The 25,825-nt window shown below is 62.9% G+C and carries 17 protein-coding genes; 11 read left to right on the top strand and 6 right to left on the bottom strand.

Annotated features, from left to right (window positions below):
- Positions 1 to 8 precede the first annotated feature (8 nt).
- Both gatB and ACYQ6J_RS13645 read left to right on the top strand, forming a co-directional pair.
- Positions 9 to 1,478: an Asp-tRNA(Asn)/Glu-tRNA(Gln) amidotransferase subunit GatB gene (gene gatB, locus ACYQ6J_RS13650; protein ID WP_460184739.1), complete on the top strand. Its 1,470-nt coding sequence runs from the start codon at positions 9 to 11 to the stop codon at positions 1,476 to 1,478.
- A gap of 23 nt (positions 1,479 to 1,501) precedes the next feature.
- On the top strand, positions 1,502 to 2,281 hold the full coding sequence (locus ACYQ6J_RS13645; RefSeq protein ID WP_460184738.1) for an SAM hydrolase/SAM-dependent halogenase family protein: 780 nt from the start codon (positions 1,502 to 1,504) through the stop codon (positions 2,279 to 2,281).
- 276 nt (positions 2,282 to 2,557) lie between these two features.
- On the opposite strand, the gene ACYQ6J_RS13640 is transcribed toward ACYQ6J_RS13645, so the two are convergent.
- Entirely contained in the window at positions 2,558 to 3,535 is a 978-nt protein-coding gene (locus ACYQ6J_RS13640; protein ID WP_460184737.1) for an ATP-grasp domain-containing protein, read from the bottom strand.
- Between the two features lie 46 nt (positions 3,536 to 3,581).
- The gene (locus tag ACYQ6J_RS13635) at positions 3,582 to 4,331 is read right to left on the bottom strand and encodes a M90 metallopeptidase family protein (protein ID WP_460184736.1); all 750 of its coding nucleotides are present in this window, start codon (positions 4,329 to 4,331) and stop codon (positions 3,582 to 3,584) included.
- Positions 4,332 to 4,835: 504 nt separating this feature from the next.
- On the opposite strand from ACYQ6J_RS13635, the gene ACYQ6J_RS13630 reads away from it, so the two are divergent.
- Positions 4,836 to 6,338, top strand: coding sequence for an alkaline phosphatase D family protein (locus tag ACYQ6J_RS13630; protein ID WP_460184735.1), 1,503 nt, complete (start codon positions 4,836 to 4,838; stop codon positions 6,336 to 6,338).
- A 271-nt stretch (positions 6,339 to 6,609) separates the two neighbouring features.
- On the opposite strand, the gene ACYQ6J_RS13625 is transcribed toward ACYQ6J_RS13630, so the two are convergent.
- Entirely contained in the window at positions 6,610 to 7,209 is a 600-nt protein-coding gene (locus ACYQ6J_RS13625; RefSeq protein WP_460184734.1) for a serine O-acetyltransferase, read from the bottom strand.
- A 229-nt stretch (positions 7,210 to 7,438) separates the two neighbouring features.
- Between ACYQ6J_RS13625 and ACYQ6J_RS13620 the strand changes: the two genes are divergently transcribed.
- Both ACYQ6J_RS13620 and ACYQ6J_RS13615 read left to right on the top strand, forming a co-directional pair.
- Entirely contained in the window at positions 7,439 to 8,749 is a 1,311-nt protein-coding gene (locus ACYQ6J_RS13620; protein ID WP_460184733.1) for a phosphodiester glycosidase family protein, read from the top strand.
- A 13-nt stretch (positions 8,750 to 8,762) separates the two neighbouring features.
- A complete protein-coding gene (locus ACYQ6J_RS13615) occupies positions 8,763 to 9,530 on the top strand; it encodes a glycosylhydrolase-like jelly roll fold domain-containing protein (RefSeq protein WP_460184732.1) in 768 nt (255 codons plus the stop codon).
- A gap of 183 nt (positions 9,531 to 9,713) precedes the next feature.
- Here the strand turns inward: ACYQ6J_RS13615 and uppS are convergent, their stop codons facing one another.
- Both uppS and ACYQ6J_RS13605 read right to left on the bottom strand, forming a co-directional pair.
- Entirely contained in the window at positions 9,714 to 10,475 is a 762-nt protein-coding gene (gene uppS / locus ACYQ6J_RS13610; protein WP_460184731.1) for an undecaprenyl pyrophosphate synthase, read from the bottom strand.
- 100 nt (positions 10,476 to 10,575) lie between these two features.
- The gene (locus ACYQ6J_RS13605) at positions 10,576 to 11,862 is read right to left on the bottom strand and encodes an adenylosuccinate synthase (protein ID WP_460184730.1); all 1,287 of its coding nucleotides are present in this window, start codon (positions 11,860 to 11,862) and stop codon (positions 10,576 to 10,578) included.
- 306 nt (positions 11,863 to 12,168) lie between these two features.
- Here ACYQ6J_RS13605 and thrC point away from each other — a divergent pair, with 306 nt between their 5' ends.
- From thrC to ACYQ6J_RS13580, 5 genes are all read left to right on the top strand, one after another.
- Entirely contained in the window at positions 12,169 to 13,650 is a 1,482-nt protein-coding gene (thrC, locus tag ACYQ6J_RS13600) for a threonine synthase (protein ID WP_460184729.1), read from the top strand.
- A gap of 377 nt (positions 13,651 to 14,027) precedes the next feature.
- Positions 14,028 to 17,105 carry an efflux RND transporter permease subunit gene (locus tag ACYQ6J_RS13595; protein ID WP_460184728.1) on the top strand — a complete coding sequence of 1,026 codons (3,078 nt, stop codon included), beginning with the start codon at positions 14,028 to 14,030 and terminating at the stop codon, positions 17,103 to 17,105.
- A 12-nt stretch (positions 17,106 to 17,117) separates the two neighbouring features.
- Positions 17,118 to 18,428: an efflux RND transporter periplasmic adaptor subunit gene (locus tag ACYQ6J_RS13590; RefSeq protein WP_460184727.1), complete on the top strand. Its 1,311-nt coding sequence runs from the start codon at positions 17,118 to 17,120 to the stop codon at positions 18,426 to 18,428.
- 282 nt (positions 18,429 to 18,710) lie between these two features.
- A complete protein-coding gene (locus ACYQ6J_RS13585; RefSeq protein WP_460184726.1) occupies positions 18,711 to 20,048 on the top strand; it encodes a TolC family protein in 1,338 nt (445 codons plus the stop codon).
- 258 nt (positions 20,049 to 20,306) lie between these two features.
- Positions 20,307 to 21,860 carry an Hsp70 family protein gene (locus ACYQ6J_RS13580; protein ID WP_460184725.1) on the top strand — a complete coding sequence of 518 codons (1,554 nt, stop codon included), beginning with the start codon at positions 20,307 to 20,309 and terminating at the stop codon, positions 21,858 to 21,860.
- A gap of 56 nt (positions 21,861 to 21,916) precedes the next feature.
- On the opposite strand, the gene ACYQ6J_RS13575 is transcribed toward ACYQ6J_RS13580, so the two are convergent.
- Positions 21,917 to 23,677, bottom strand: coding sequence for a thiamine phosphate synthase (locus ACYQ6J_RS13575; protein ID WP_460184724.1), 1,761 nt, complete (start codon positions 23,675 to 23,677; stop codon positions 21,917 to 21,919).
- 418 nt (positions 23,678 to 24,095) lie between these two features.
- Here ACYQ6J_RS13575 and ACYQ6J_RS13570 point away from each other — a divergent pair, with 418 nt between their 5' ends.
- Positions 24,096 to 25,664: a hypothetical protein gene (locus ACYQ6J_RS13570; RefSeq protein WP_460184723.1), complete on the top strand. Its 1,569-nt coding sequence runs from the start codon at positions 24,096 to 24,098 to the stop codon at positions 25,662 to 25,664.
- Positions 25,665 to 25,825: the final 161 nt, after the last annotated feature.

Raw genomic sequence — 25,825 nt, 5'->3', positions numbered from 1 at the left:
AGAAGGGCGTGGCATCGTCACCGTACACCATCGTGGTGGGCTTGGAAGTCCACGTGCAATTGCTGACCGAGAGCAAGTTGTTCTGCGGTTGCTCGACCAAGTTCGGCGCTCCGCCGAACACGCAGACGTGCCCCGTTTGCATCGGCATGCCGGGCGTGCTGCCCGTCATGAACGCCAAGGCCTTTCGCCTGGCCCTCAAGGCCGCCGCCGCACTGAACTGCCGTATCGCCGCGTTCACCAAGTGGGACCGCAAGAATTACTATTACCCGGACCTCCCCAAGGGCTATCAGATCAGCCAATACGATCTGCCCTTGTGCAGCGAGGGTTGGCTGGACGTACCGGGCGAGGACGGCGAAGGGGAACGCCGCATCCGCATCATCCGGGTGCATTTGGAGGAGGACGCGGGCAAGAGTTTGCACGACGAAAAGGCCGGTCGCGCCGACAGTCGCATCGACCTCAATCGCGCCGGGACGCCCCTGCTGGAGATCGTCACGCACCCCGACATCCGCTCCCCCGCCGAAGCCAAGACCTTTCTGCAAGAGTTGAAACTGCTGCTCAACTACCTGGAGGTCTCCGACTGCAACATGCAGGAGGGGAGCCTCCGCGTCGACGCCAACATCAACCTGCACATCTCCACGCCGGACGGCACGGTCGCCACGCCGATCGTCGAAGTGAAAAACATGAACAGCTTTCGGGCCGTGGAGAAGGCCTTGGCCTACGAGGCGGTGCGGCAGTGGGAGGTGTTTCAAGAGACCGGTCGCAAATTGGGCGAGGTTCCCAAGCAGACGCGCGGCTGGGACGAGCACGCCGAAGTCACCCGCCCGCAACGATCCAAGGAGGAATCCAGCGACTATCGCTATTTTCCCGAACCCGATCTGGCGCCGATCACGGTCGGCGAGGCGGAGATCGAGGCGGTCAAGGCTGCGCTGGGCGAACTGCCCGCCGATTTGCGGCGACGATTGCGGCAACAGTACGGCCTGAACGCCTACGACGCCGAGGTGCTGGTCAATCTGGGCCTCCCCGCCGTGGATTACTTTCAGCGATTGGCGGCGGCGTCCGGCGACGCCAAGGCGTCCGCCAATTGGATTCAGCAGGACGTGCTCCGCGTGCTGAACGAGCGACAGATTTCGATCGCCGAATTTCCCATCCCCGCCGAATCGCTGGGCGAGGTATTGCGAATGGTCCGCGGCGGTCGATTGGATACGCTCAAGGGACGGCAGGTCTTCGCCCATATGCTGCAACACGGCGTCGGGCCGCAAGAGGCCGTCGAGGCCTTGGGGATCACGGAGGTGGACGACTCCGAAGTGCAGGCCTTGTGCCGGGAACTGGTGGCCGCCAATCCCAAAGTGATCGCCGAGGTTCGGGCGGGGAAGGAAAAGGCCCTGGGTAGCTTGGTCGGCCAAGCCAAAAAACGCAATCCCAACGTCAATCCGGCGCGCGTCAAGGAAATCTGCCTGGAACTGATCGCGCGGATGTGACGGCGGCAGGCGAGGGCCGTCTCATGAAGATCATCACCCTCCTCACCGATTTCGGTTCGCGATCGCATTATGCGGCGGTGATGAAGGGGGTTATGCTGTCGCTCAACCCCGCCGTGCAATTGGTGGACATCACCCACGAGGTGCCCCCGCAGGACGTCTTTCGCGGGGCGTGGCTGCTGGCCGAGGCGGCGCCCTATTTCCCCGCCGGCACGATTCACCTGGCGGTCGTCGATCCCGGCGTGGGAACCGACCGCGCCTGCACCGCCGCCAAGCTTGGAGACCAATGGTTCGTGGCACCCGACAACGGGTTGCTGGGCATCGTGGCGCGACGATTGCCGCTGGCGGAGGCCGTTCGGTTGGAGCAATCCCATTTCCGCCGCGGCGTCGTATCGCATACGTTTCACGGACGAGACATCATGGCCCCCGCCGCCGCCCATTTGAGCTTGGGCGTCGCCCTCCGCGAATTGGGACCGCGACTCGACGCCTTGCAACCGCTTCCCTTCCCGGAAGTCGAAAGGGGCGACGATTACCTAGCCGGGTGCGTGATCTGGGTGGACGACTTCGGCAACCTGGTGACGAACATCCGCCGCGAAGCCTTGCCCGAAACCGCCGTGGGGCGCGCCGTGGTAACGTGCGGCGACCGCCCCTTGTGCGATTGGGTCAACACCTACGCCGAGCGACCGCCCGGCTCGTCCGTGATTCTCTTCGGCTCCTCCGACTATCTGGAAATCGCCGTGGTGCGGGGAAACGCGTCCGCGCAACTGGGCGTCAACCCCGGCACCCCCGTCCGCGTACAATGGTGACCCCATCGCCTCGCCGTCGCATGCCATGCCCCCCGGCGCTGCATAAAATGCGCGCCCCAGGCGCCATCCGGCGCTGGATAACAACATGGTGAATACAAACATGGTGAGAAAACATTATGTGAGCCACCAGCGTAAGCCGGCGGTGAAAAACATGGGAGCCCTCGAACGGAGTATAAGCGGATGGAGCCGTGTGCGCGAGTTTAACGCATATGGAGCCGCCGGCGTAAGCTGGTGGTGAAAATAAGCGCGCCGCCGGTGATTCCGGTACCGAGCGATTCATCCCGCCATCGGACGCTCCATCAGGTCGACGAATCGGCGAACACTGTCGGGGCGAGCGCGAAAGAACAACTCCGGTTCCACGCCCTCGCATTCGGACAGCAGTGCCCCGTGGGCCGTCTCGATGACGTCGATCCGCAGGTACAGCGGCATGCGGCAGGCCGTGCCCGCGTGCGCGGCGAATACGCGGGGTAGGGCCGACGCCGCACAATCCCCCAACTCCCGGACGGTCTTCGGCGGGTCGGCGAAGCGGAGCGTCCCTCCGCGTTCCGCATGCACCATGATTTGCCCGGCGGCGGGCAACTTGTGTACGGCGTGGCTGAATTCCCCGCCCAGGTACACCAGCGACCATTCGCCGTGCGTCCGGATTTCGGGCACGAAGGGCTGCACCAAATACGTCGCGGATCGACGGTGATCCGCCAGTCCGCGCTGAAACGCCCGCGCCTCAAGGCGGTCGCGGAGGAATTCCAATCCCACACCGGCGGCCGACACGGCGGGTTTGACGACGACCGCCCCGTGCCGCTCCACGAACGACTCCAGGTCCAACGAATCGTCGGCCGAGATCAGCCGGGTGGGAACGATCGGCACGCCCGCCGACGCGAAGTCGAATAGGTACCGCTTGTCCATCAGCCACAGCATGAGCCGCGGTTCGTTGTCCACCGTCATGCCGGTTGCCGCAAGCCGTTCCAACCAAAGCACGAACGCCCGTCGCGAGGCGTCGCTATCCATGTAGTCCCAGGGGGAACGGACGACTAGGCGATCGAACCGCGACGGCAAACGTTCCGGTTTCTCACCCCAAACCACGGACGACACGCGGTGTCCGCGGCGCCGCAGTTCTTCGACCAATCGTTGATCGTCCGGGGTGAACGGCGGTTCGGTCGGAACGAGGTTCGGCTCTGCGGCGGTGGGAAAGTAGTCCGCCAGTTTCTCGGCCCGGCACGTGACGATGCCGATGCGCTGCGACGACGTTGGGGGCATGCAATGGGCGATCCGCAAGAGAATGAAGGGCTTTTGAAGCTGTTAGCTATTCCGGCCTTGTTTTGGCGAAACCCGGCGGCGTGCCCCAAAGATCCTCCAAAAGCGCGAAGACCTCCGGTTCAGCCTGGTTCAGTTCGCCGGCCACGAACGGGAAGAAATCGTTCGATCCGAAGAAGCACTCGGTCATCTCGGCGAAGAATTCCTTCTGGTCCGTCAACGCATAGTGCTCGCGCATCGTGCCGGTACTGGTGATCACGGATTGATACTTCCCGCCGTCGCGGAATTTCTTCCATGCCGCGGTGATGCGCGGTTCGTCGAAGCCGAGGAACTGATCGTGAAAGCCGTGTGCCAGTTCGTGCAGCACCACCCAGGGCATGCGGAAGTTTTCCCGTGGCAAAAGAAAGTCCCGGACATCCGGGATATGGACGCACTTGGCGAGTTGCTCGCTGTAACCGTGCTCCTTCAGCCAACCGGCGTCGGGGTGATACTGCATAGCGGTCAAGTCCCCGTGGTCCAGGTCCATCTGGATGGTGATGGTCCGGAGCTTTGCCAGTGACTTTTCCGGCACCACGGTCGCGATGGCGACCAGCCTCGCTTCGAGCAGTTTCAATGCGCGTGCGCCGGTGGCGGCGTGCTCGCCCTCGAGCAGTCGATTATCCACGCGGACGTTCCAGCCCGCGATCTCGCTCATCGAGTGAGCGGTAGGTAACGGTTTCTTGTCCGCAGCCGAGGTCATCAGGGGAAACAGCACAAACAGGGCGGCAGCGCAAGAGAGACGTCGCCGAGAACGAAGCATCGGGTGAACTCCTTCAGGCAAGATTGTCATGGCCATTAGTAATTGGACGATCGCAAGTTCCCATCCTACCATCTCCAAAGTGTTTCATGCCCTCCCCGCTCGAATGTCAGCGTGAGCGCGCCGGCCACCACCGGCTCACGCCGGCGGCTCCAATTTCTCTCGTGCCATCGCGCGAGCTATGGAGCCACCAGCGTGAGCTGGTGGTGAGTGTACCGCGAGCCGCCGGGTGAAGTTGAAGCGGATGGAGCCGCGTGCGCGAGTCTAACGCATATGGAGCCACCAGCGTGAGCCGGCGGTGAGCACACCGGGAGATCCCAACGTCATCCGGCGGTGGCACGAATACCACCATCGACAACGAGATTCCAGTCGCAACTATTGACGCCGCACCGACCGCAGGGTATCGGAAAAGGTGCAACCACGGTGCAACACTCAACCCGTCCGGATCCCCAAGATTCGTCGAAGATTTCCAGAGTCTCCAATCTCCCGCCCGCGCGAGACAATCCCATGACACGCCTCCACGGCCTCACCATGAATAGTTTCATCAGGACTGCCGGAAAGGCCGGCCTTTGCCTGGTCCTTTTTGCGACTGCGGCGGCCGAGGACAAGCCCCCGATCCCGTCGCCCCGGCAGCCTACCCCGGCCCAGGTTTCCTTGAGCGATGCGCACAAGGGGACGCTGGAAATCGATCTCAAGAGGATGAGTCAATTCGTTCCGCAACCGAAGGAGGTGACGGACTTTTATACCGCCTGCCGCGAAGCCATGTGCGGAAGCGATCCGCGGCACGACGTGGCGGAGGTCTGCCGCAAGTATCATCGCAACAAGCTCGGCGGTCCGATGCTGGGCGATGTGACGGAAAACCGCGTGAAGGTCTGGATGCACCTGCCGATGCCCGGCACGATCCGCGTGGTCCTGAAACCCGAAACCGACGGCCCGGAGCGTGAGTACGCTTCCGCCGAACCCGATGAATATCCCGTCGCGCTTTGCGACGGCCTGACTCCGAACACGACCTATACCTACCGCGTGTTCGCCGAAGACGGAGATCGCCTGGGCGAGGGACGCTTCACGACTTTGCCTGCGGATGCCAACGTCCCGTTCAAGATAGCCTTCGGGTGCGACTTTCACAAAATCGGATTGCACCGGCCCGAGCTATTCGAATTGATTCTCAAGCGCGGTAATCGGGCGATGCTCCTGGCGGGCGACCTTGCCGCGGACGACCGCCAAGCCGATCCGGGGCTGGTGCATGCGGACTATCTGGCCCGGGACCTGTCACCCTGGTGGCAAAGATTGGCCGCCGGTGTTCCCATCTTTGCGACCTGGGACGACCACGACTATTTCGCCAACGATGCCTTCGGCGCCAGGTTCGGGAATAAAACGATTCCCGTCGATGCCTTACGACGGACATGGAATCGGCAGTGGAATAATCCGGAACCTGCCGGCGAGGGAATCTATTTCCAAACACGCATGGGTCCGCTGCACATCATTATGCTCGATACAAGGTCCTGCCGCGTCGCCGAACAAAGAGGTCGCCTTTATTCGTTTCTCGGCCCGAGGCAAACGGCCTGGCTCAAGCGGACTTTAACGGACTCCGATGCGCCCTTCATCCTGACTAGCGGCGGCACGATGTGGAGCGACTATATTTCCGGCGGCAAGGACAGTTGGGGCACCTGGGACCGCGACGCCCGCGAAGAAATCTTCCGGCTCATCGACGCCAAGACGAACTCGCGCGTGCTTCTGCTTTCGGGCGACCGGCACGGAGCACGCTGTTTTGCGATACCCCGCCCCAACGGAAACAAGATCTACGAATTCGAAGTCGGCAGCCTTGGTGGGGTACCCGGTCCCGCCGCCATGGCGTCGGACTCCCGCGACCAACTTTTCGGATACGACGGTCGCGACACCTGGGCCTTCGGCGAACTACAATTCGAAACGGTCTCCGGCGAACCTCGAATTACTCTGCGATTGATCAATGAAAAAGGGGCGGAGCTGGAAACCGTGGGTGTGGGCCGATAGAGGCCTTCCACAAATCCATCCACGCGTCCGCAGTGTTGAAAACCGTTCCTGTGGATATGACTCGGCGCCTCGCGCTTTTGGGCAAGCATATAAACCGGAGGCTTGTGACGTTGAGTAAGATTGTCGGCAGGGGCGCATGGCCGACGCGATATGCTCCGAACCTGCTATCGCGACTCTCGCCGGACTTGCGATCATCCGTGCGTGGCGCATGTTGCCAATACGCCGTATTCGCCCTCTAATTACGGCGCGGTCAGCTTCCCGCCGCGACCGGTCATGGTCCTCGCTTGAGCTTATTCTCGTAATCGGTTCTATTTACGTATCCATATGACCCTTCGAAGGATATTACCTTGCCCGGAATGCCAACCACGACCGCATTATCCGGAATATCCTTGGTCACTACGCAATTTGCACCAATGGCGACGTTGTTGCCGATCGCCACGCGTCCGATAATCTTAGCACCCGGCCCGATATATACATTGTCACCAATGACCGGCCACCCTTTCCGCGGTCCCCGATTGGCCTGTCCCAAGGTCACCCCGTGCGATAAATTGCAATTCTTTCCGATGACGCACCGATTATGAACAACGATGCCCCCGAAATGCCCGATATAGAAACCGCTTCCAATGGGTGTGTCTATCGGAATGGAAATGCCAAATATGTACCTCAGGCGCCGCAGCATAAGGTAAGCGAATGGGTACGCGGTGCATTTCAATAGCGGGTGGCTTTTGGTATAGGCGCAGGTGCGTAACCAGAAGATGTATTGAAACGCTTCACCGAAAAGAATACACCACACCAATGTTTTCCATTGTAGTCGACCGAAGATGCGGTATAAATCCGACCATACCAGGTATGCATATTCTCGGAACGTCATTGCCGGACCCCTCCAAAGACGATCTCATACGGCACGACTCGCCGTTTTGTATCCAGCGCGAACGCCGTCCGCCGCGATCATGCTCCCCCGCGTCGACGCTCTCGCTTCGCCTCCGTAAGTGTACGGCGGGAGGCGAATCAGCAGGGGCTATTGTCCGCGAAATCGCTCGGCGGTCAAGGCGGGTATTCGGGGCGCGTGCCCTTCTCAGAGATGGTGCAGAGTATTGCGCATGCTAAAACGGCAGTGCGTGAAGAACGACGGCGTGTGTCAGCAGCGATTCCAGTCGCTGGAAAAGCGTCTGGATCATATCGAATCCGTGTGCTGCGAACCTGCGCCGCCGGCGTTTCTTGCGCTATGTGTCGATTCTGCCTTTAAGGCGATCTCGCTTGTTAATCGCCTTTCACTTGGAACCCCTACTCGTCAGAGTATAATGCCGATACAAAGGGAGTGTCATGGCGCTGGAAATTCAGGAGTCGTTACAGTGAGGAGACTAGGGCGGGGTGTTGCCGCGTCAGTGATTCTGTGTACCGTCTTGGCGGCGATCGTGGCGGCGATGGGGCCCCTCGCACGCCTTCACGCCGAGGATGGCGTGTACGACTGGGGACAGGCCAAGGAACTTTATCCGGGCATTGTGTATGCTTGTATTCGAATAGATGAGCCGCGGAAAATAGTCGTGCATAGTGTACGGGTCGATACCGAAACGCCCGGTGTGCGACTACACACCACACCGCGGCGAGAAGATTGGGCGGAGGGGCAGGCCGAAACCGACCGACAAACAACGCGGGATTTCATCCGCACGTCTCGGGCGCACGGCATTCCCTGTGTCTTGGCCGTCAATGCCGACGCTTTTATGCCCTGGCCCGCCCCCTTCAATCAAAACACCCCAACGGACCTTGCCGGATTAGCGGTATCCGAAGGCATAGTGGTCTCCCGGGCGACGGGGTCGCCGTCGCTTATAAAGCTGAGATCGGGTGGTGTGAGGATCGAAACGACGGGTCCGGACACGGACCTTTCCGAAGTGGAACTGGCCGTCAGCGGATTTGCACTGTGCTTGGATGAAGGCCGACCAATTCCCGGCGGAGCAGACCTGAACCCGCGCACCGGGATCGGCCTGAGTAAAGAAGGGCGGTACCTTGTGATCGCCGTGATTGACGGACGTCAGCCCGCCGGTTTGGGAGCAACCACTCAAGAGTTGGGCGAGTGGCTTCGGTATTTCGGCGCTCATCGCGGCATCAACATGGATGGCGGAGGTTCGTCGACGTTGGCGTGGTGGGACCCCAACCGTGAGGGCGAGGACAAGGCCGCTCTTCTCAACAGTCCGGTCGGCAACGGCAACAAAATGGAACGTTTGCCGGCACTGCTGTTTAGGCCCTCGGAGCGGACCGTCGGAAACAATCTCGGCGTGGCAATCGATCCCCCTTCGGCCGACGCGACATTTGTGCTTCCGCCCCTTGGATGGCGAGAGGAAACGCCTGCGCAACCGTCCGGAACACCGGCAACACGACTAACATCTGCTGCCGAAGGCACTTTCTGGCCGTAGGTGACTCGTCTTGGTGGGGGACGATTACTGGTATTTCATTGCTAATCACACGGAAAAACCGGTTGACGATTGGGTTTGCATCGGTGCACCTTGCGGCGGGGCGACCTTATTCGACCCGATGAGCGGCCAATCCGGATCGCTCGCGTTTCGCCGCCGGGACGGCAAGGCGGAGATCTACCTGCAATTGGATTCGGGATGCAGCGTCTTCGTTCGAGCGGACGCCGTCCCGCAATCCGCCGCTGCATGGCCGTATTTTCGGCAGGCGGGCGACGGTGTGCCGCTGACCGGAACGTGGTCGATCGAATTCATCGACGGCGGTCCGGCCATTCCCGAGTCCTATCGGACCGATCAGCTAAGCTCTTGGACCGACGCCCCCGACGAGAAAGCCCAGGCTTTCGCCGGGACCGCCCGCTACACTTTGGAGTTCCCTTGCCCGACCCTTCCCGCCGAAGACTGGCTTTTGGACCTCGGCGACGTGCGGGAGAGCGCGCGGGTCATGCTGAACGGGAAGGAACTGGGCACGCTGGTTGCCCTTCCGTTCCGCATTCGTCTGGGTGCGCTTCTCCAGGCAGGGATCAACCGACTGGAGATCGAGGTGACCAATCTCTCAGCGAATCGAGTCCGCGATCTCGATCGTCGCAACGTGGATTGGAAAATCATGAAAGACATCAATATCGTCAATGTGAACTACAAGCCCTTCGATGCGTCGCAATGGCAGATCGAGCCGTCGGGACTGCTTGGACCGGTGCGATTGATCCCGTTACGCCGGGTTGCGCCGTGACTATTTTCGAGCTTGCCTCCAACTCGGTTTCGCTGTGTGTGTCCCGGGTGAAAGGGGCGAAGAAAGGTGCTTCGCGTTTGGTGGGGTTTTTTGAGGCGGCGACCTTGAATGCGTCGCGAAGGCGCGGGGCATGCCGAGAATGACGCGGCGAGGTCGCAGCGGGACGTGCTCGGTTGGGCCGTTTCAACTCTTGGCCTGGACCAGACCGCCGAAACGACGGACGCGCCGCGCGTAATCGCGAATCGCTTGCCGGAGGTGTTCGGCGGCGAATTCCGGCCAGCAGACGTCGGTGACCCAAAGCTCGCTGTAGCTGATTTGCCAGAGAAGGAAATTGCTGATGCGCATCTCGCCCGCCGTGCGGATGAGCAGGTCGGGATCCGGCATGCCCGCCGTGTAGAGGTGCGCCGAGATCAGTTCTTCGCTGATTTCGTCGGGCTTCAGGCGACCTTCGGCGACGGATCGGGCGATTTCCCGCACCGCATCCACAATCTCCCGCCGCCCGCCGTAATTGATCGCCAGGCACAATTGCAGGCCGGTGTTCGCCGCGCATTCGCTCAAGGTGCGGTCCATTTCCTTGCGGACTCGCGGCGGAATGCCGTCGGGTCGGCCGATGATCGAGACCCGGATGTTCTTGGCCACCAGGTCCGGTCGCTCCTCCACCATGTATTGTTCCAGCAGTCTCAGCAGGAACTCCAATTCCATGCGGGGGCGTTTCCAATTCTCGCTGGAAAGGCAAAAGAGCGTCAGGCGCTCGATTCCCAGATGGATACACTCCTCGACGGTGCGGCGGACGGCGGCAACGCCTTGGCGATGTCCTTCGGCCCGAGCCAGTCCCCGCTGCTGCGCCCAGCGACCGTTGCCGTCCATGATCGCGGCGATGTGCCGCGGTCGTTTTTCGGGCGGGACGTCGAAGTCGAGTTGCAATGGCGACGGCGAATCCGTCATCTGTTTCTCGCCAGGGATCCTTTTCCCTGCTCCTCGCAAACTTTCGTTGCGGTTGGGGCCGATCGTGCCGACCCCGACCGTTCGGCGGGAACCCGGGACATCATTCGGCGAACATGGTCTGCTCGCGGTCCGGGCCGACCGAGACGATTTCCACCGGGCGACCCACCACCTCCGCCAGACGGTCCAAATATTTGCGCGCCGCGACGGGCAGGTCGCTCAGGCGGCGCACGTCGCTGATTTCCTGCCTCCACCCGGGCAACGACTCGTAGATCGGCTTGACGCGGCGGAGACGCTCCACGTGATCGGGAAAGCGGTCCGTCCGTTCGCCGTCCAGTTCGTAGGCCGTGCAGATGCGGATTTCGGGCAGGGCGCTCAGGACGTCCAAGAGCATGACGGCCAGGGCGTCCACGCCGCTCAGTCGTGCCGTGTAACGGGCGGCAACGGCGTCGAACCAACCGCAGCGCCGCGGGCGCCGCGTGACCGTACCGTATTCGTTGCCGCGGTCGCGAATGTGCTGCCCCACATCGTTGTCCTGTTCGGTGGGAAACGGTCCGCCCCCGACTCGCGTGCAATAGGCCTTGACCACGCCCAGCACCTTGTGGATGTGGCGGCCCGGCACGCCGGAACCGGCCGAAATCCCCACGCCCGAACTGTTGCTGCCGGTGACGTACGGGAATGTTCCGTGATCGATGTCGAGCAGCGCGCCTTGCGCGCCTTCGAACAGGATGCGTTTGCCCGATTCGACGGCGTCCAAAAGGAATTGGGTGGTGTCGGCGACCAAGGAGCGAAGGCGATCCGCGTATTCCCCGTATTCCCGGCAAATCGCTTCGGCGTCCAGGGCGGGACTGTCGTGCGGGACACCCAGCGGTTCCAGCATCCGCCGCTTGGCCTCGGCGACGGCGACGATCCTTTCGCGCCAACCGCTCTCGTAGAAATCTCCCACGCGCACGGCATGGGATCGCCCCACCTTGTCGCGGTAGCACGGGCCGATTCCCCGCAGCGTCGTGCCGATGGCCTCGCCGGTCGGGCAGTCGTTGAGGATGCGATCCTCCTCCACGTGCCAGGGCAGGATGACATGGGCGCGGCTGCTGACCGTCAAGTTGGCGTCTATCCGGAGGCCGCGGTCCCGGAGGGCGTCGATCTCGGCCAGCAGGGTCTTGGGGTTGACCACCACGCCGTTGGCGATGACGCATTGCACGCCCGACCGAAATATCCCGCTGGGAATCAACGATAGCTTGAAGGTTTGCCCGCCCATCACGACCGTGTGTCCGGCGTTGGCGCCGCCTTGGTAGCGGACCACGATGTCGTGGTTTTCGGTCAGGATATCGACGATTTTTCCCTTGGCCTCGTCACCCCATTGGAGGCCGATGACGGCAGTGTTGGCCACGTGTTGTTACCTGTTTTTACCGGTGGATGCGCCCGCGATCGAGAAAGCTCGTAGTTTCCGCCGCCCTGTCGTGTTCCCAACGAGGGAGACTCCAGTTCGGAGGAGTCGCGAGAAAGGAGCGATTCCGGTCCGGGGGCGTTCGTGGAACGAAACAGCGCGCAGCGACTTCGGCGCGCAACACCGGCGCGGACGGGCCGCGCCGCGTTTCCAAACCCGCAGTCTAGCCGCGTTTGCCCGCCGCCGTCAAGAGTTCGCCGTGTGGAACCCACCTTGCGTTGCGCGCCCTTTCGGGCTATATGATGCAAGTTGGCGGGTTCGCCGAAGTCGCCGCCTCGGTGGGCGGCGGGCCCGCTCCCGGGAGTCCATTGCCGAGAAGGGGATCGTGCCATCCGTCCCAACGAATTCGCCTTTCAACGTTGCATTGCACCCGACTGCGGCGCCACCTTCGGTACGGAGGAGATTCACGTCGCTTGCCCCCGCTGCGGATCGCTGCTGGAGGTCGCCTACGACTGGAACCGCATCGCGCCGCCGCGCAGCCTCCGCGACTTCGAGGCCCATTGGTCGCGGCGAGGCGATCCGCACTCGTTCAGCGGCGTTTGGCGCTTCCATGCCTTGCTCCCCTTCGCCGCGCGTGAGGACTGCGTGACCATCGGCGAGGGGCAGACCCTCTTGCAACGCTCGGATCAGGTCGCGCGATACGTGGGCCTGAATTCGGGTCGGCTATTCTTGCAATACGAGGGGATGAATCCCTCGGGGAGTTTCAAGGACAACGGCATGTCGGCCGCCTTCACCCATGCCCGGCTGACGGGAGCGAAAAAGGCGGCTTGCGCCTCCACCGGCAATACCAGCGCTTCGCTGGCATTGTACTGCGCCGTGACGCGATTGATGCGGGCGGTGATCTTCGTCGGTTCCGGAAAGATCGCCTACGGCAAACTCTCGCAGGCCTTGGACTACGGCGCTTTGACCGTTCAGATCGCGGGCGACTTCGACGACGCCATGCGGCGGGTGAAGGAAGTCAGCCAAACGCTGGGCATCTACCTGGTCAATAGCGTGAACCCCTTCCGCCTGGAAGGCCAAAAGACGATTATGCTCCGCGTCTTGGAGGCCCTGGGCTGGGAGGTGCCCGACTGGATCGTCGTCCCCGGCGGGAACTTGGGCAACTCCAGCGCCTTCGGCAAGGCTTTCCGCGAACTGTTGGAGTTGGGCCTGATTCCCCGCGCGCCGCGCCTGGCCGTCATCAATGCCGCCGGTGCCGATACGCTTTACAACCTGTTCGAGAATCAGGGGCTGCGCTGGAACGCCGGGCGGCCCGATCCCGATCTGATCCGACAATACTACGAGGACATGGATCGCCAAGAGCGGCGGGCCGAAACCATTGCCAGCGCCATCGAGATCAATCGGCCCGTCAACCTCACGAAGTGTCTTCAAGCCCTCGATACCTGCCGCGGCGTAGTCCGCGAGGTCACCGACCAGGAAATCTTGGACGCCAAGGCCCAAGTCGGCGCCGGCGGCTTGGGATGCGAACCGGCCAGCGCCGCGAGCGTGGCCGGGCTGAAGCGGTTGGTGGCCGAGGGCGTCGTGGGACCGGACGAACGTGCCGTCTGCATTTTGACCGGCCATCAGCTCAAAGACCCCACCGCCACCGTGGCCTATCACACCACCGACCAAGAGCTGTTCGATCGGGTACTCGGCAGTCGCGGAGTACGCCGCGCAACCTTCGCCAACCGCGCGGTCAGCGTGGCCAACGATCTGAACGAGATCATCAGGGCCATCGAGCTGTACGGCTGAAACCGGCCCACGCTGCGTCTTGCGGCACACACCGGCCCAAGTCTCGGCCGTCAACGATCAAAAGCCTCAGGCGTCAGCGATCAAGAGCCTCGGGCGTAAGCCCGAGGTGGAGGTTCCGCGGCTATTATCAATCACGAGCCTCGGGCGTCAGCCCGAGGTGAATGCATCGCGAACGGTCTTGTTGCGGGCGGGCGATCGTCGCAGAATAAGGCCGGATCCCAGCTTGGAGTCCTTGAGCCGAGGTTACCGCTTGCCGCGTTGCGGGCCCCTGAAACGCCGAGACGCGGAGGGGGCTTTTGCGTACTTTCGACCGACCAAGTTGAGAAAACCGCCGACTTTCCCTGAAGCCCCCGCGTGCGATTCGAACCACCGCCCATATGAACGACTCTTCCTTTTTCGTTTTACGACACCGCAAGACCATTTTGTTTCTTTCCGCTGCTGTGTGCGTTGCGGGCGCGTACAGCGCCTATCACATGCCGTCCTCCGTCTTTCCCAAGACCGATTTTCCGCGGGTGGTAATCCTAATCGATAACGGTGTTATGCCCGCGGACGAGATGATGGCGACCATTACGCGGCCCGTCGAAGAGGCCATGAAAAACATTCCCGGCACAATCAATATCCGCTCTACGACGGGACGGGGATCGGCGGATATCAGCGTCTTCTTTGATTGGTCGACGGACATGGAGCGAGCGGAGTTGTACGTGCTGGGACGCTTATCCCAGATTCGCGGTCAACTGCCGTCGACCGCTCAGTTCGCGGTTCATCGCCTTACGTTCGCGGCCTTCCCGATCCTCAGGGTCAGCCTGACGGGGCCGAATCGGCCGATCACGGAACTGTGGGAAATCGCACGGTACGAACTGACGCCGCGCTTGCTGCGGATTCCGGGCGTGGCGCAGGTAAAGATTGTTGGGGGACGGGAACCGGAATACCACGTCGTCGTGGACTCGGCCAAATTGGAAGCTCGGCGTTTGACCTTGCGAGACGTCGTCGATGTGCTCTCGCGGACCAACGAACTCGTCCCCACCGGCATGCATGAAGAGAACGGGCAGCTTTATCTGGCGGTGTTGGACAATCGGGTACGGCAGCCCGAGGAGTTGGGAAACGTCGTTCTGGCCTGGCATGAAACGGGCCCGGTGTATTTGCGCGAGGTGGCGGAGATCCAAGCGGGGGAGGCGCCGGAATTCAACGTGGTCACGGCGGACGGGCAACCGGCGGTGCTGATGAACGTCTACAGCCAACCGGACAACGCCAGTACCATCGGCATCGCCGCGGCCCTGCGTGACGAGTTGGCGCAGATCGGCCGAGAATACCCGCCCGATTTGCGGCTGGCTTTTTTCTACGACCAATCGGTTTTTGTCAAAGAGGGCGAGCGGAGCGTTTGGGAGGCGATCATTTTCGGCCTGGGGCTTTCCGTCGTCGTGCTGTTTCTGTTCTTGCGAAATTTCTGGACTACGGTGGTGGCGGTGGCGGTGATTCCCGCGACCGTGCTGATTACCATCCTGGGGCTTCGTGCGTGCGGCATGAGCTTCAACCTGATGACGCTGGGTGGGATCGCAGCGGCGGTGGGCATTATTATCGACGACGCCATCGTCGTGGCCGAGGCGATCTACGCCAAGCTGGCCGCCGGGTTGGACCCCGCCGGTGCGGTCGCCGCCGCCGTGGCGGAGGTCGGAAAACCGCTCGTGGGAAGCACCCTTACGCCGGTCGTAGTGTTTCTTCCGCTGACGTACCTGGACGGCGTAGCGGGAGTGTTTTTCCGGGCGTTGGCCCTAACCATGGTCATCGCCCTGTTGACCTCGCTGGTCTTGGCGGTGACGTTCACGCCCGCCTTGGCAAGTCTTGTCCTGCGTCGTCGGACGGGAGCGATCCAAGAGGAATTGGAGCAGGGGGGGCGCGTGCTGCGGGCCATGATTCGATTGTACGAAATCGGCGCCCGACCGGCCCTCCGCTGGTACGTCCCGGCGGCCCTGGCGATCTGCCTTTTCCCCTTCGGCGCGGCATGGCTGTACGGACGACTGGAAACAGGGTTCCTGCCGGACATGGAAGAAGGGGCCTTCGTGCTGGATTACTTTACGCGGCCGGGCACCAGCTTGCACGAGACCGACCGCATCCTCCGGCATGTCGAGAAGATTCTGCTCGAAACGCCCGAGGTCGAGAGCTTTTCCCGGCGTACCGGTGCGCGGCTGGCGCTGGCGATCGCCGAACCGAATACGGGGGATTTTTTGGTCAAGTTGCGAGCGGATCGGAAGCGTGCCACGGCCGACGTCATCGCAGAGTTGCGTCGCAAGATCCACCTCGCCGAACCGGCGCTGCACACCGAGTTTCCCGGCGTCCTGAGCGATTTGATCGGAGATCTGACCTGGTCCCCGGATCCCTGTGAAATCAAAATCTTTTCCAACGATACGCGAGTCCTCAAGACCAAGGCCGAGGAAATCGCGAAAACAATCGAAACCATCCCGGGCGTGGTGGACGTCAACGACGGCTTGGTTGTGGCGGGTCCCAGCCTGAAATTCATCGCCCGAGGTGAGCAGACCGCTAGATTGGGTCTTTCTCCGGCCGACGTCGGCGAGATGCTGCGGACCGCGCTGCTGGGGAGCGAGGCCTCCACTTTGCTGCAAGGGGATCGCGTAATTCCGGTACGGGTGCTGGTCCGGTCCTCCGAGCTGGATCGGGAAATCAAGATGCGACGGATTCCGGTGCGATCCGATCCCGGACGAAGCACCACATTGGAGGACGTGGTGACCGTACAATACGAACCGGGAATGCTGGAGATGCACCGAGAAGACCTGCGTCAATTGACGGCGGTCACCGCCCGATTCGAAGGACTCGATTTGGGAACCGGAATGCGGCGCATCCGGCGAGAGCTTCGCGCGCAGGTGCGACTTCCGCCGGGGGCGAGGCTGGAATTCGGCGGACTCTATGAGCAGCAACAAAGGTCCTTTCGCAATTTGACGCTGGTCTTGGCCGCTGCGGCGTTCCTCGTGTTTACGGTGCTGTTGATGGAGTTCCGCGCTTTTCTGCAACCGTTCGCCATCGTGGCCGGTTCGCTGCTGGCGTTGTTCGGCGTTCTGGTGGCTCTGTACGCGGCGGGAATCACGTTGAACATCGTGTCGTTTTTGGGCGCGATCATCGGTATGGGAATCGTCGCTAAGAACGGGATCTTAATGATGGATTACGTCGGATACCTTCAGAGTCGGGGGCTTTCCCGCCAAGAGGCCCTGGTCCAATCCGGCAGGCGGCGACTGCGACCCGTGCTCATGACTTCGGTGACGACGCTGTTAGGGCTGTTACCCTTGGCGTATGGGATCGGCGCGGGCGCGGATATGCTCCGTCCCCTGGCGGTGGCGGTGATCGGAGCCCTCTTGTTTTCGCTCTTGCTCTCGCTCGTGGCAACGCCGGTACTGTATGAAACGTTGTTTCGGGTCTTTTGCCGGAACCGGGACAATCCCTCATGAAAAGGTCGTCGCATGTTCCAGGATGCTTTCGGATCGCATCACTGTCTGCCGGGCGCCGGATCCCATGTCGGGGCGGTGGCGGTTTTCATCGTTCTGAGCATTTCCTTGACGGCGGTCGGTTGCCGCCCCCCGGAGGAGAGCACGACCGAGGAAACGCTCGCCCCGGTGCCCGTCAAAGCGGTTTCCGTCGCTCGTCGCGCATTCATCCCGACGCTGGACCTGATCGGGCAGGTAACGGCCATCCCTGAGCGGGTCGTGGATGTCTGCGCCAAGACGACCGGGTGGGTGGATGAGATGGCGGTAACGGAGGGGGACCGGGTGCGAACCGGCGACTTGCTGATCCGGCTGGATCCCCGCCCGGCGGAGATCGAACTGGCGCGAACCAAGGCCGTCCTGCAAAAGGCGGAGGCTCATCTCGCCCGGCTGCGGCGGGGCTTTCTCCCGCAGGAAGTCGCGATGGCCGAGCAACAACTCAGCAAAGCCCGGGAGGACCTCCGTTTGGCCGAGGCCAAGTGCGAAGCCCTGCGTCCCCTGTTCGAGCGTGGGGAGATTCCGCCGCTTCAGATGGAGGAAGCCGAGGGTGCACGGTTACAAGCCGATGCCGCCGTGAGAGAGGCCGACGCCAAGCTGGAGCTTTACAAGGCGGGAACGCCGCCCGAAGAGATCGCCGAGGCGGAAGCCCAGGTGGCCGAGGCCCAGGCCCAGGCCGCCCTCGCCCAACTGGATCGGGACCTTTGCACCGTGACCAGTCCTTGCGACGCGATGGTCAGCGCCCTGCCCATCCGTCGAGGAATGGCTGTGGACAAAACTACGCCGTTGATCACGCTGATGGACTTGTCGCACGTGTTCGTGGAGGTTCGAGTGCCGGGCATCCACGCCGGTCAAATCTCGATTGGGTCTCCCGCCGAGGTTCGCGATTTGATGGATGATCCGCGGACGCGGGAGGGGACCGTTGCGCGTTTGGCGGCGAACTCCGATCCCGCCACCGGAGACCTGGTGGTCCGCGTCGAGGTCGAGAACACGGAGGAACCACTGCTTCGACCGGGGATGAGTTGCCGCGTCCAATTGGAGCTGAAGAAACGCGAGAACGTGCTGGTGATTCCCGTCGCGGCCCTCGCCGATCGCTCCGGAACTCCCGTCGTCACGGTGATTCGCGAGGACAAGGCGTACGAGGTTCCGGTTACGCCCGGCGCTCGAACGGCGGACTTTGTGGAGATATCATCGGGTCTCTCCGAGGGTGATCTGGTAACCGTCGAAGGGGGGTATGCGCTGCCGGAGGGTTGCCCCGTCCGAATTGCAAACGGGCCGCCGAAGTCTCCGTAATCCGCGGCCGACCGCGACGACGATCTCGGACCGACCGGCGTGCTCGCGAATCTCGGTGCCGCGCGCCTTTGCCGGGCAGACGTCCTGCCTGTCAATCCCAGGCTCTCTATCTTCTTTATCTTTAGTATTCAATGGGCTGAAAGCGAGTTTCCCGCTATCGTTTCGACGATACCTTGCCGAAAAAAGGAATAATGCCGGTTGTTCGGTTTTTACTGGACGCCGACGAATAAGCGAATCTTGTTGGGACAAGCCGGGTGACGTAATGAGACTGACGCGGCCGTGATGAGAATTTCCTCCGGAAGATCGGTCGATCGGACCCGGCGAAAACGACGCCTGAAGGGTTGGCTCCTGCCGATGCTGTGCGGGCTGGCTTTGGCCGGGCTCCCGTTGCGATTTGCCGAAGCGGTCGCCGGCTTGAGTCTGGAACAAGCCCTTCGGGAAACGCTCGACGGAAATCCCGACTTGCTGGTTCTCCGCGACGATCGGCGGGTCTCCTGGGCGGCTTGGTGGGCGGCCCAGCGACTGCCCGCCGCACTCAACCCCACCGTCTCCGTTCAAGTCTCGCCGTGGACATTCGATCCCCAAACCGGCGAACCGCTCAAGACCATTCTCACGTTAACCTGGTTGCAACCGGTGGAGATCAACGGAGCGCAGCAGTACCGGGTCGCTCAGGCGCGAGCCGAATACGGTCTGGCCCAATGGCAGTTTTTGGCCGCACAATTCCACGCTTTGACCGATACCTTTCGACTGTATGAGACGGCGGTGTATCGCCGGGAGCGGTACCAACTCGCCGAAAAGCTGGCGACGTTTCAACGGGAACTCGTCGAAACGACGCGGCGGCGGGTGGAGAGCGGGTTAACGACGAGCGCCGATTTGCTCCTTACGGAAACGGAAGCGCAGGCCGTGGAGCAGTCCCTTCGCCTCAGCCGCGAAGAATACTCCGCGGCGACGGCGGCACTTCAAAACCACTTGGCGCTGCCCGAGACCGCCGTTCCGCTGGAGGTCCGGGACCCCTTTCTGCTGCCGGAATCCGTTCCCGATGAAGAGTCGCTCTTGCCCAAGATACTGTCGTGCCATCCGGACATCTTGAGCGTCCAGGCGCAGGTGTCCGCGGCGCAGGCGGCATGGCGTCTTTCCCGGGCCGAGCGGATCCCGCCGGTCAACGTGGGGCCGATCTATGAACACAATGAATCCGGGGCGACGTTCTACGGGTTTGCCGTGGAATCCAGCGTGCCGCTTTTCAATACCGGCCGCGAAATCGCGTATCGGCGTGAGATGGAATATCGTCGCGAGTTGACTCGGTTGGAGCAGCAACGTCGGCAAATCCGGGTGCGGCTTCAAGTGGCTTTGGAAAGACTTCGGCACGCCGAAGCCCAATGCGCGGACGCTCGGCGGGCCCGCGCCGCCATGGAAGCGTCGATCTCGAAGATGCAGGCCCTGTACCAGGCGGGAGAGGCTAATCTCCTTACGCTGCTCGATGTCCGTCGTCGATTGCTCGAGGCGGGCTACAACGAGTTGGAGATCATGTGGAATCTCACTCAGGTTTACGCCGACTTCCTGGAGGCAACCGGCGGCGCAGGGCTATTGGAAGAGGCCCCCGACGCGACGTCCGACCGCTAATCGTCTTCGAGTTGCCGCCGCGCGATGCCGCCCCCGACGTCGCCTGCCGGTATTCCGCCTCTTCCGCGCCGTTCAAACCGCGTCGCCGGCGACCTATACTCAAGAGGATGGGTTTTCGGAACGACGCGTGGAAGTTTCGGCAAGCTGCGCCGCCGGTCGCGGACGATCTTGTGCGGGTTGTTCTCGTCTGGGGCGGCCCTCGCAAGAGCGACGGCGCTTGCCGCGGCGGCAGTCTTCGGAACGCGAGCAGAGGCCTGAATGAGCGACCAAGAACGCGCCATCCCGGCGGTCGGAATCGACCTCGGGACGACCTTTTCGGTGATCGCCTGGATCGACGCCCAAGGGCGACCGGAGACGATTCCCAACGCTGAGGGCGAGCGACTCACGCCCAGCGTCGTCTTCTTCGACGGCGAGGAGGCGGTAATCGGACGTGAGGCCGTCAAGGCCTTCTCCTTGGACCCCAACCAAGCGGCGGAGTGTTCCAAGCGGGACGTCGGCTACCCGATCTACCACAAGGTCATCCAGGGCAAGCGCTATCCGCCGGAAGTGATCGAGGCCTTCATCCTGAACAAGCTTCGCCGAGATGCGACCGCGCAATTGGGCGAGTTTTCCCGCGTCGTCATCACCGTGCCCGCCTATTTCGACGAAGTCCGCCGCAAAGCGACGCAAGACGCGGGCTACATGGCGGGACTGGAAGTCATCGACATCATCAATGAACCGGTAGCGGCGGCCCTGGCGTCGGCGTACGAGTCGGGCTTTCTGGATCGGCCCGGGCCGCGCGATCGCCCGCAGCGATTGCTGGTTTACGACCTGGGCGGCGGCACGTTCGACGTCACCGTGATGGAGATTCGCGGTCGCGAGTACATCACGCTGGCCATTGACGGCGACGTGCGGTTGGGCGGTTGGGACTGGGATCAGCGATTGGTCGATTTGGCGGCGGAGGCCTTCATCCGACGACACGGCATCGATCCCCGCGAGGATCCACGCGGTTGGGGCAAACTGTGGCGGGAATGCGAAGAGGCCAAGCGCAGCCTCTCCGCGCGGCAGCGCGTATTGGTCCCGTTCGAATATCAGGGAAAGTCGGCGGAAATCGAGTTAACGCGTTCCGCCTTCGAGGAGGCCACCAAGGACCTGCTGGACCGCACCCGCTTTACCACCGTCCAGGCCCTCAAAGCGGCGGGGCTACACTGGCAGGAGATCGACCGCGTTCTCTTGGTCGGCGGGTCCAGTCGCATGCCGATGGTTCGGTCGATGCTGCGGGAACTTTCCGGGAAGGAACCGGAATCCGTCGTGGCGGCCGATGAGGCCGTGGCATGGGGCGCCGCCTTGCACGCCAAGCGAAGGATCGACAAGGCCCAAGGCAATCCCACCGCCTTTCGCGTTCGCAACGTCAATTCGCACAGTTTGGGCGTGGTGGGCCGCGACCCGCTCACCAAACGCCGCCGCGTGGGCGTTGTGATTCCCCGCAATACTAGGCTTCCCATCTCCGCCAAGCGCCGATTCCGAACCTCCCATGACGGACAGCGTTCGATTCTGGTCGAAATCGTGGAGGGCGAAAGCACCTTTCCCGAAGACTGCTCGGCGATCGGCAGGATCACCGTGGCGGACCTTCCCCCCAATTTGCCCGCGAAATCACCGGTGGACGTGGTGTTTCATTACGAGGCGAACGGTCGGCTTCGGGTGAAAGTGGCCGTGCCGGACACCGCGGCCGAGGTCAGCGGGGAATTCAGCCGCGAGACCGGTTTGCCGAAAGAGCATCTCGACGGTTGGCGGCAGTACATCAGCGGCAAAGAGCCGACCGATTACCGCTGAGGGATACCCCCGCAAACGCACGAGCAATCACGTACCGGCGCGCGGGCGGCGCAAACTCATTTCGGCGACGCCACCTCGACCTGCGCCAAAAGGTCGAGAATCCGCTTCGCCGCGGCGGCGGGATCGTCGGCCCCGGTAATCGCGCTGCTTACGGCCACGCGGCGAAAACCGGTTTCCAGAACCATCCCCAAGTTGCCCTCGTGAATGCCGCCGATGGCGAAGGCGGGCAAGCGAACCTCCGCCGCCGCCTGTCGCAAAAAGGCGGGCCCGGGAAAGGACTCGAATCGCTTGGTGGGCGAGGGAAACGTAGGCCCGCAACCGATGTAATCCGCCCCGTCCAGAACCGCTTGCCGCGCCTGCTCGATGCCGTGCGTGGAGACGCCGACCAAACGATCCGGCCCGACGATGGTTCGGGCGTCCTTGACCGAAAGCTCCTCCTGTCCCACATGCACGCCGTCGGCCTCCGCAAGGACGGCCAGGTCCGGGCGGTCGTTCATGATGAACAGGGTATCGGTACCGCGGGTGACGCGGCGGACCGCTCGAGCGCGGCCGATCAAAGTGCGGTCGTCCAGTCGCTTTTCCCGCAGTTGAATGACGTGCACGCCCGCCCGAACCAAATTCGTGCAAAGCTCCTCCAAATCCGTCACCGACGCGCGTCCGTCGACCAGGACGTAGAGTCGGGCGCCGGCCAACCGCGTCCGCGCCTGATCCGTGCGGCGGACCGCCCGATGCAGCGTGTACAGGCGATAGCGGAGGGTTTCGGCTGCCGCGGCCAGGTCCGGCGCCACCAGCTTGCCGTATTCCTCGATGGAGCGGAGGGCTTCCCGTACCCGCGAAAAATTGGCGTCCACCAGTTGGGCAAGGTCTTGGCGGCGGGCCTCTTGCGATCCCTTGATGGTCGTGCCGACATCGGCCAGGGTCTCCCGGGCGGCCAGTCTCGCCTCCATGGGCAACCGCTTCAAGCAGGCGGTCAGTTCGTGACGCACGCGCTTCAACTCGCCCGTCAAAAACGGATCATCGAGCAGGAACCGGACGTAGTCCTCCAAGACGCGGAGGCCTTCCGCGGCGCGATTGGCGGAGGCATCGAGGACCCGCACGGCACGAAACACGACGTCCGGCGACAAACGTCCGTCCTTCGGGTATCGGTCGTCCGGCGAGACCTCGGCGCAAGTGCCGTGGCGGGCATCGTTGGGATCGGGCGGCGGATCAGAATTGCCCTGCGGATCGACGCCGTGGGACGCCTCCGAATGCGGAGTCGCGAACGTCGCCTCCGCCGCGCCATCGCGACCGTCGTCCCGTACCGCTTCGCCCTGAAGCGAAAGCTCGATAGCGGCGAGGTCGGCGGGTTCCGCAGTTCGTGGTCTCGCCGTTCCGTAACGGGCGTGGATACGCTGCAAGATCTCTTCGGGATCTACGCCGTGCGATCGCAACCATGCGCCTACCGCGTGATCGGCGGCGGCCAGTCCCAGCAGCAGGTGTTCAGTGGAAAGAATCGCGGGCCAATCTCCCCAATCCACAAGGGCATCGATCGCCGCGAGTCCGGCCTGAAGGTCGGGGTGCAAGGGCGGCAACGGGGCGTCGTACGGCGGCGGAGGGATGCTGGAACGCCGCAAGTCGGGCCATTCCGCCAGCAGTCGCGCCCGGTCGATGCCGCATTCGCGAAGCGTGATCGCCGCGCGGCATTCCCCCTCCTCCAAAAGCCCCAGCAAAACCGCCTCCGCACGGAGGCAACCCTCCGCCGTCCCCATTTGCCAAGTCGTCGCCGCCGTCAAGGCACGCAGGGCACCGGGCGTGAACTCGCGTCGCGTCTGTCGCATGGCACGCCGTATTCCGCAAGAGTCGAACGGTACACCGGCGCCGCCTTCGATCGGCTTGGTCGAGGGACGCCGCTTTTCTCTTATTGTAATGCGAGCCTTTGCCCGCGAGGTCGAGGTTTCCGATGAAGCCGACTTTGACGCGCCGGCAGGCTCCATCCGTTCCAAACAGTCAGACCGGGCCGACTTGGCCGGTTTCGAAGACCCGAGCCGAGATGCCGAGGATAGCGTGGACAACGAGTTCGCCAAATGCGACCGAAGGCGGGCGACGATTAGGAAACAAGGAACCGACCCGCCCTCTTCACGGAAACGATCCTACCGCCACGGAACCGGCGTCTTGAGGCGGAAACACGATGTGCCCGGTTCGTGCCCGCGCGAGCCTTCCCTCGCCCGGACCTGATTCTTGAAGGCGGTGAATCCCATGAAAGCCTCCCCCAGCATTCAGCGCAAGATTTGCCCCTGGGCACAGCGCACCCAAGCGTTTCGGCATCCGCTGAGCGGACCGCCCCGGCAAGCATTCTCGCCCGGATTCGCCCGAATGGCTTCGGCGGTCCTTGTTTGTTCCGCGCTTACTCTCGGGACGGCACGGGGGACGGAGAACGGTCCCATTTTGTTGGCGCCGTCCGTCGAAGACCTGCAAACTTCGCCCTCCGCGGCGCCGCCGAGCCTTCCTTTGGGCGCCTCGTCGGCCTCATCGCCCGGCAATGTCGCGATTCCCGACGTTTCCCCACCATCGCCCGCGCCTGCGACCACCGGCGGTCCGGGTGGTTGGGTCCGCGCCGGAACAGGCAGGAACAGGGAATCCGCCGCGAGCGGTGCGACGGCGAGTAGCCCACCCCTCGTCGGTTCCGCAAATCCCGTCCCGGCAATGCCTCAGCAGGGACAACCGCCGGGAGCGTTCTACGGTACCGCCCGACCGCTCACCGGTCCCGCTGCGGCGAACTCGACGGCATGGAGCAACGGCGTTGCCCCGGGGGCCTCCCCGACCTACGGGGTCTATTCGGGCGGAATCGCTCAGGGCGGTGTCGGACCGTATGCGACGACCCAACCCGGCCCCTATCCCGCCCCGAGGCAACAACCGGAAAAGGGCTGGTTTGGGCTGCCGAAGCTGGACCTAAGCAAACTCGATTTGGGCAAATTGTTCCGACGAAAGTCGCCGCAAAACCCGGCCTACGCTCCTGTTCCCGCTCCCGCTTCGATAACGACGAATACCAACGCATGGCGGGGAGTGAATACGGCAGGTACATCGGTCGGCTATCCTAATGGGATGCAAGGCGATGTGATTCGCCAACCCCAATGGAATCCCCAAGATCCGCAACGGCCAAGCGGGAACGGCACGGGAAATATCATCCCGCCGTCGGGCTACGGGGCTTCGGTCCCGGCGTCAGGCGTCAGTACCGGATCCGCTTTGGCGACTAATCCGCCCTGGAACTCCCAGAACCCGTATGCCGCGCCGTATGCCGTTCCACCGCAAACCGATTCGGCTTGGGCAACGACCCCGCAGAACTTGCCTCTGACGGCATCGATGCCGCAAGGCGTTGGAAGCCGGGGTACCGCTACGCTCCCGTCGTCGGGAAGGGCGACGGAAACCATGCGAATCGCCTCGCCCACCCCGTACGCGGGGCCGACCGGGACGCTTTTCGGCGGTGCCGGTGCGACGCCCGTCGCGCCGCCGGAGGGTGGGTTCATCGGAAAGCCCACGTTCCTTGATCGGGTAAAGGTGTGGTGGAAAGACGTCACGACTCCACGGCGAGATCATCCGCGCGCTGCGCTCTTGCCGCCCAATCAGACGTGGCAAAACCTGCAAAGTCGCCTGCAACCTCGACCCCAAACGCCGGGACGGGACCCGTTCACGGTCCAACGCGGGGTGTCGTATCCGGTCGATGCCGGCACGCCCGGTGCCGCCTCCACCATGCAGCGAAGCAACTACTCGCCCGCGCTGCTTCCCCCGCCGCGCCCCCAACTGCCGGGCAGCATCCCGCGATGGTAAGCTTTCTCCTCAACATGCTCGGAATGCCGTAACGGCGAACCGCGCCGTGCCGTCCGATGGCTTGGGCGCTCCAACGGCGCGCTCTCTTGCGTTGCTTGCCGGGATTTGCTAACCTCCTCGACCCGATCGGGCGACCGGACGCCGCGATGCCGCCTCAGGCT

This window comes from Thermopirellula anaerolimosa (genome assembly GCF_054657335.1).
The sequence above is the reverse complement of the archived record's forward strand: the minus strand, read 5'-3'. Positions and strand labels throughout refer to the sequence as shown.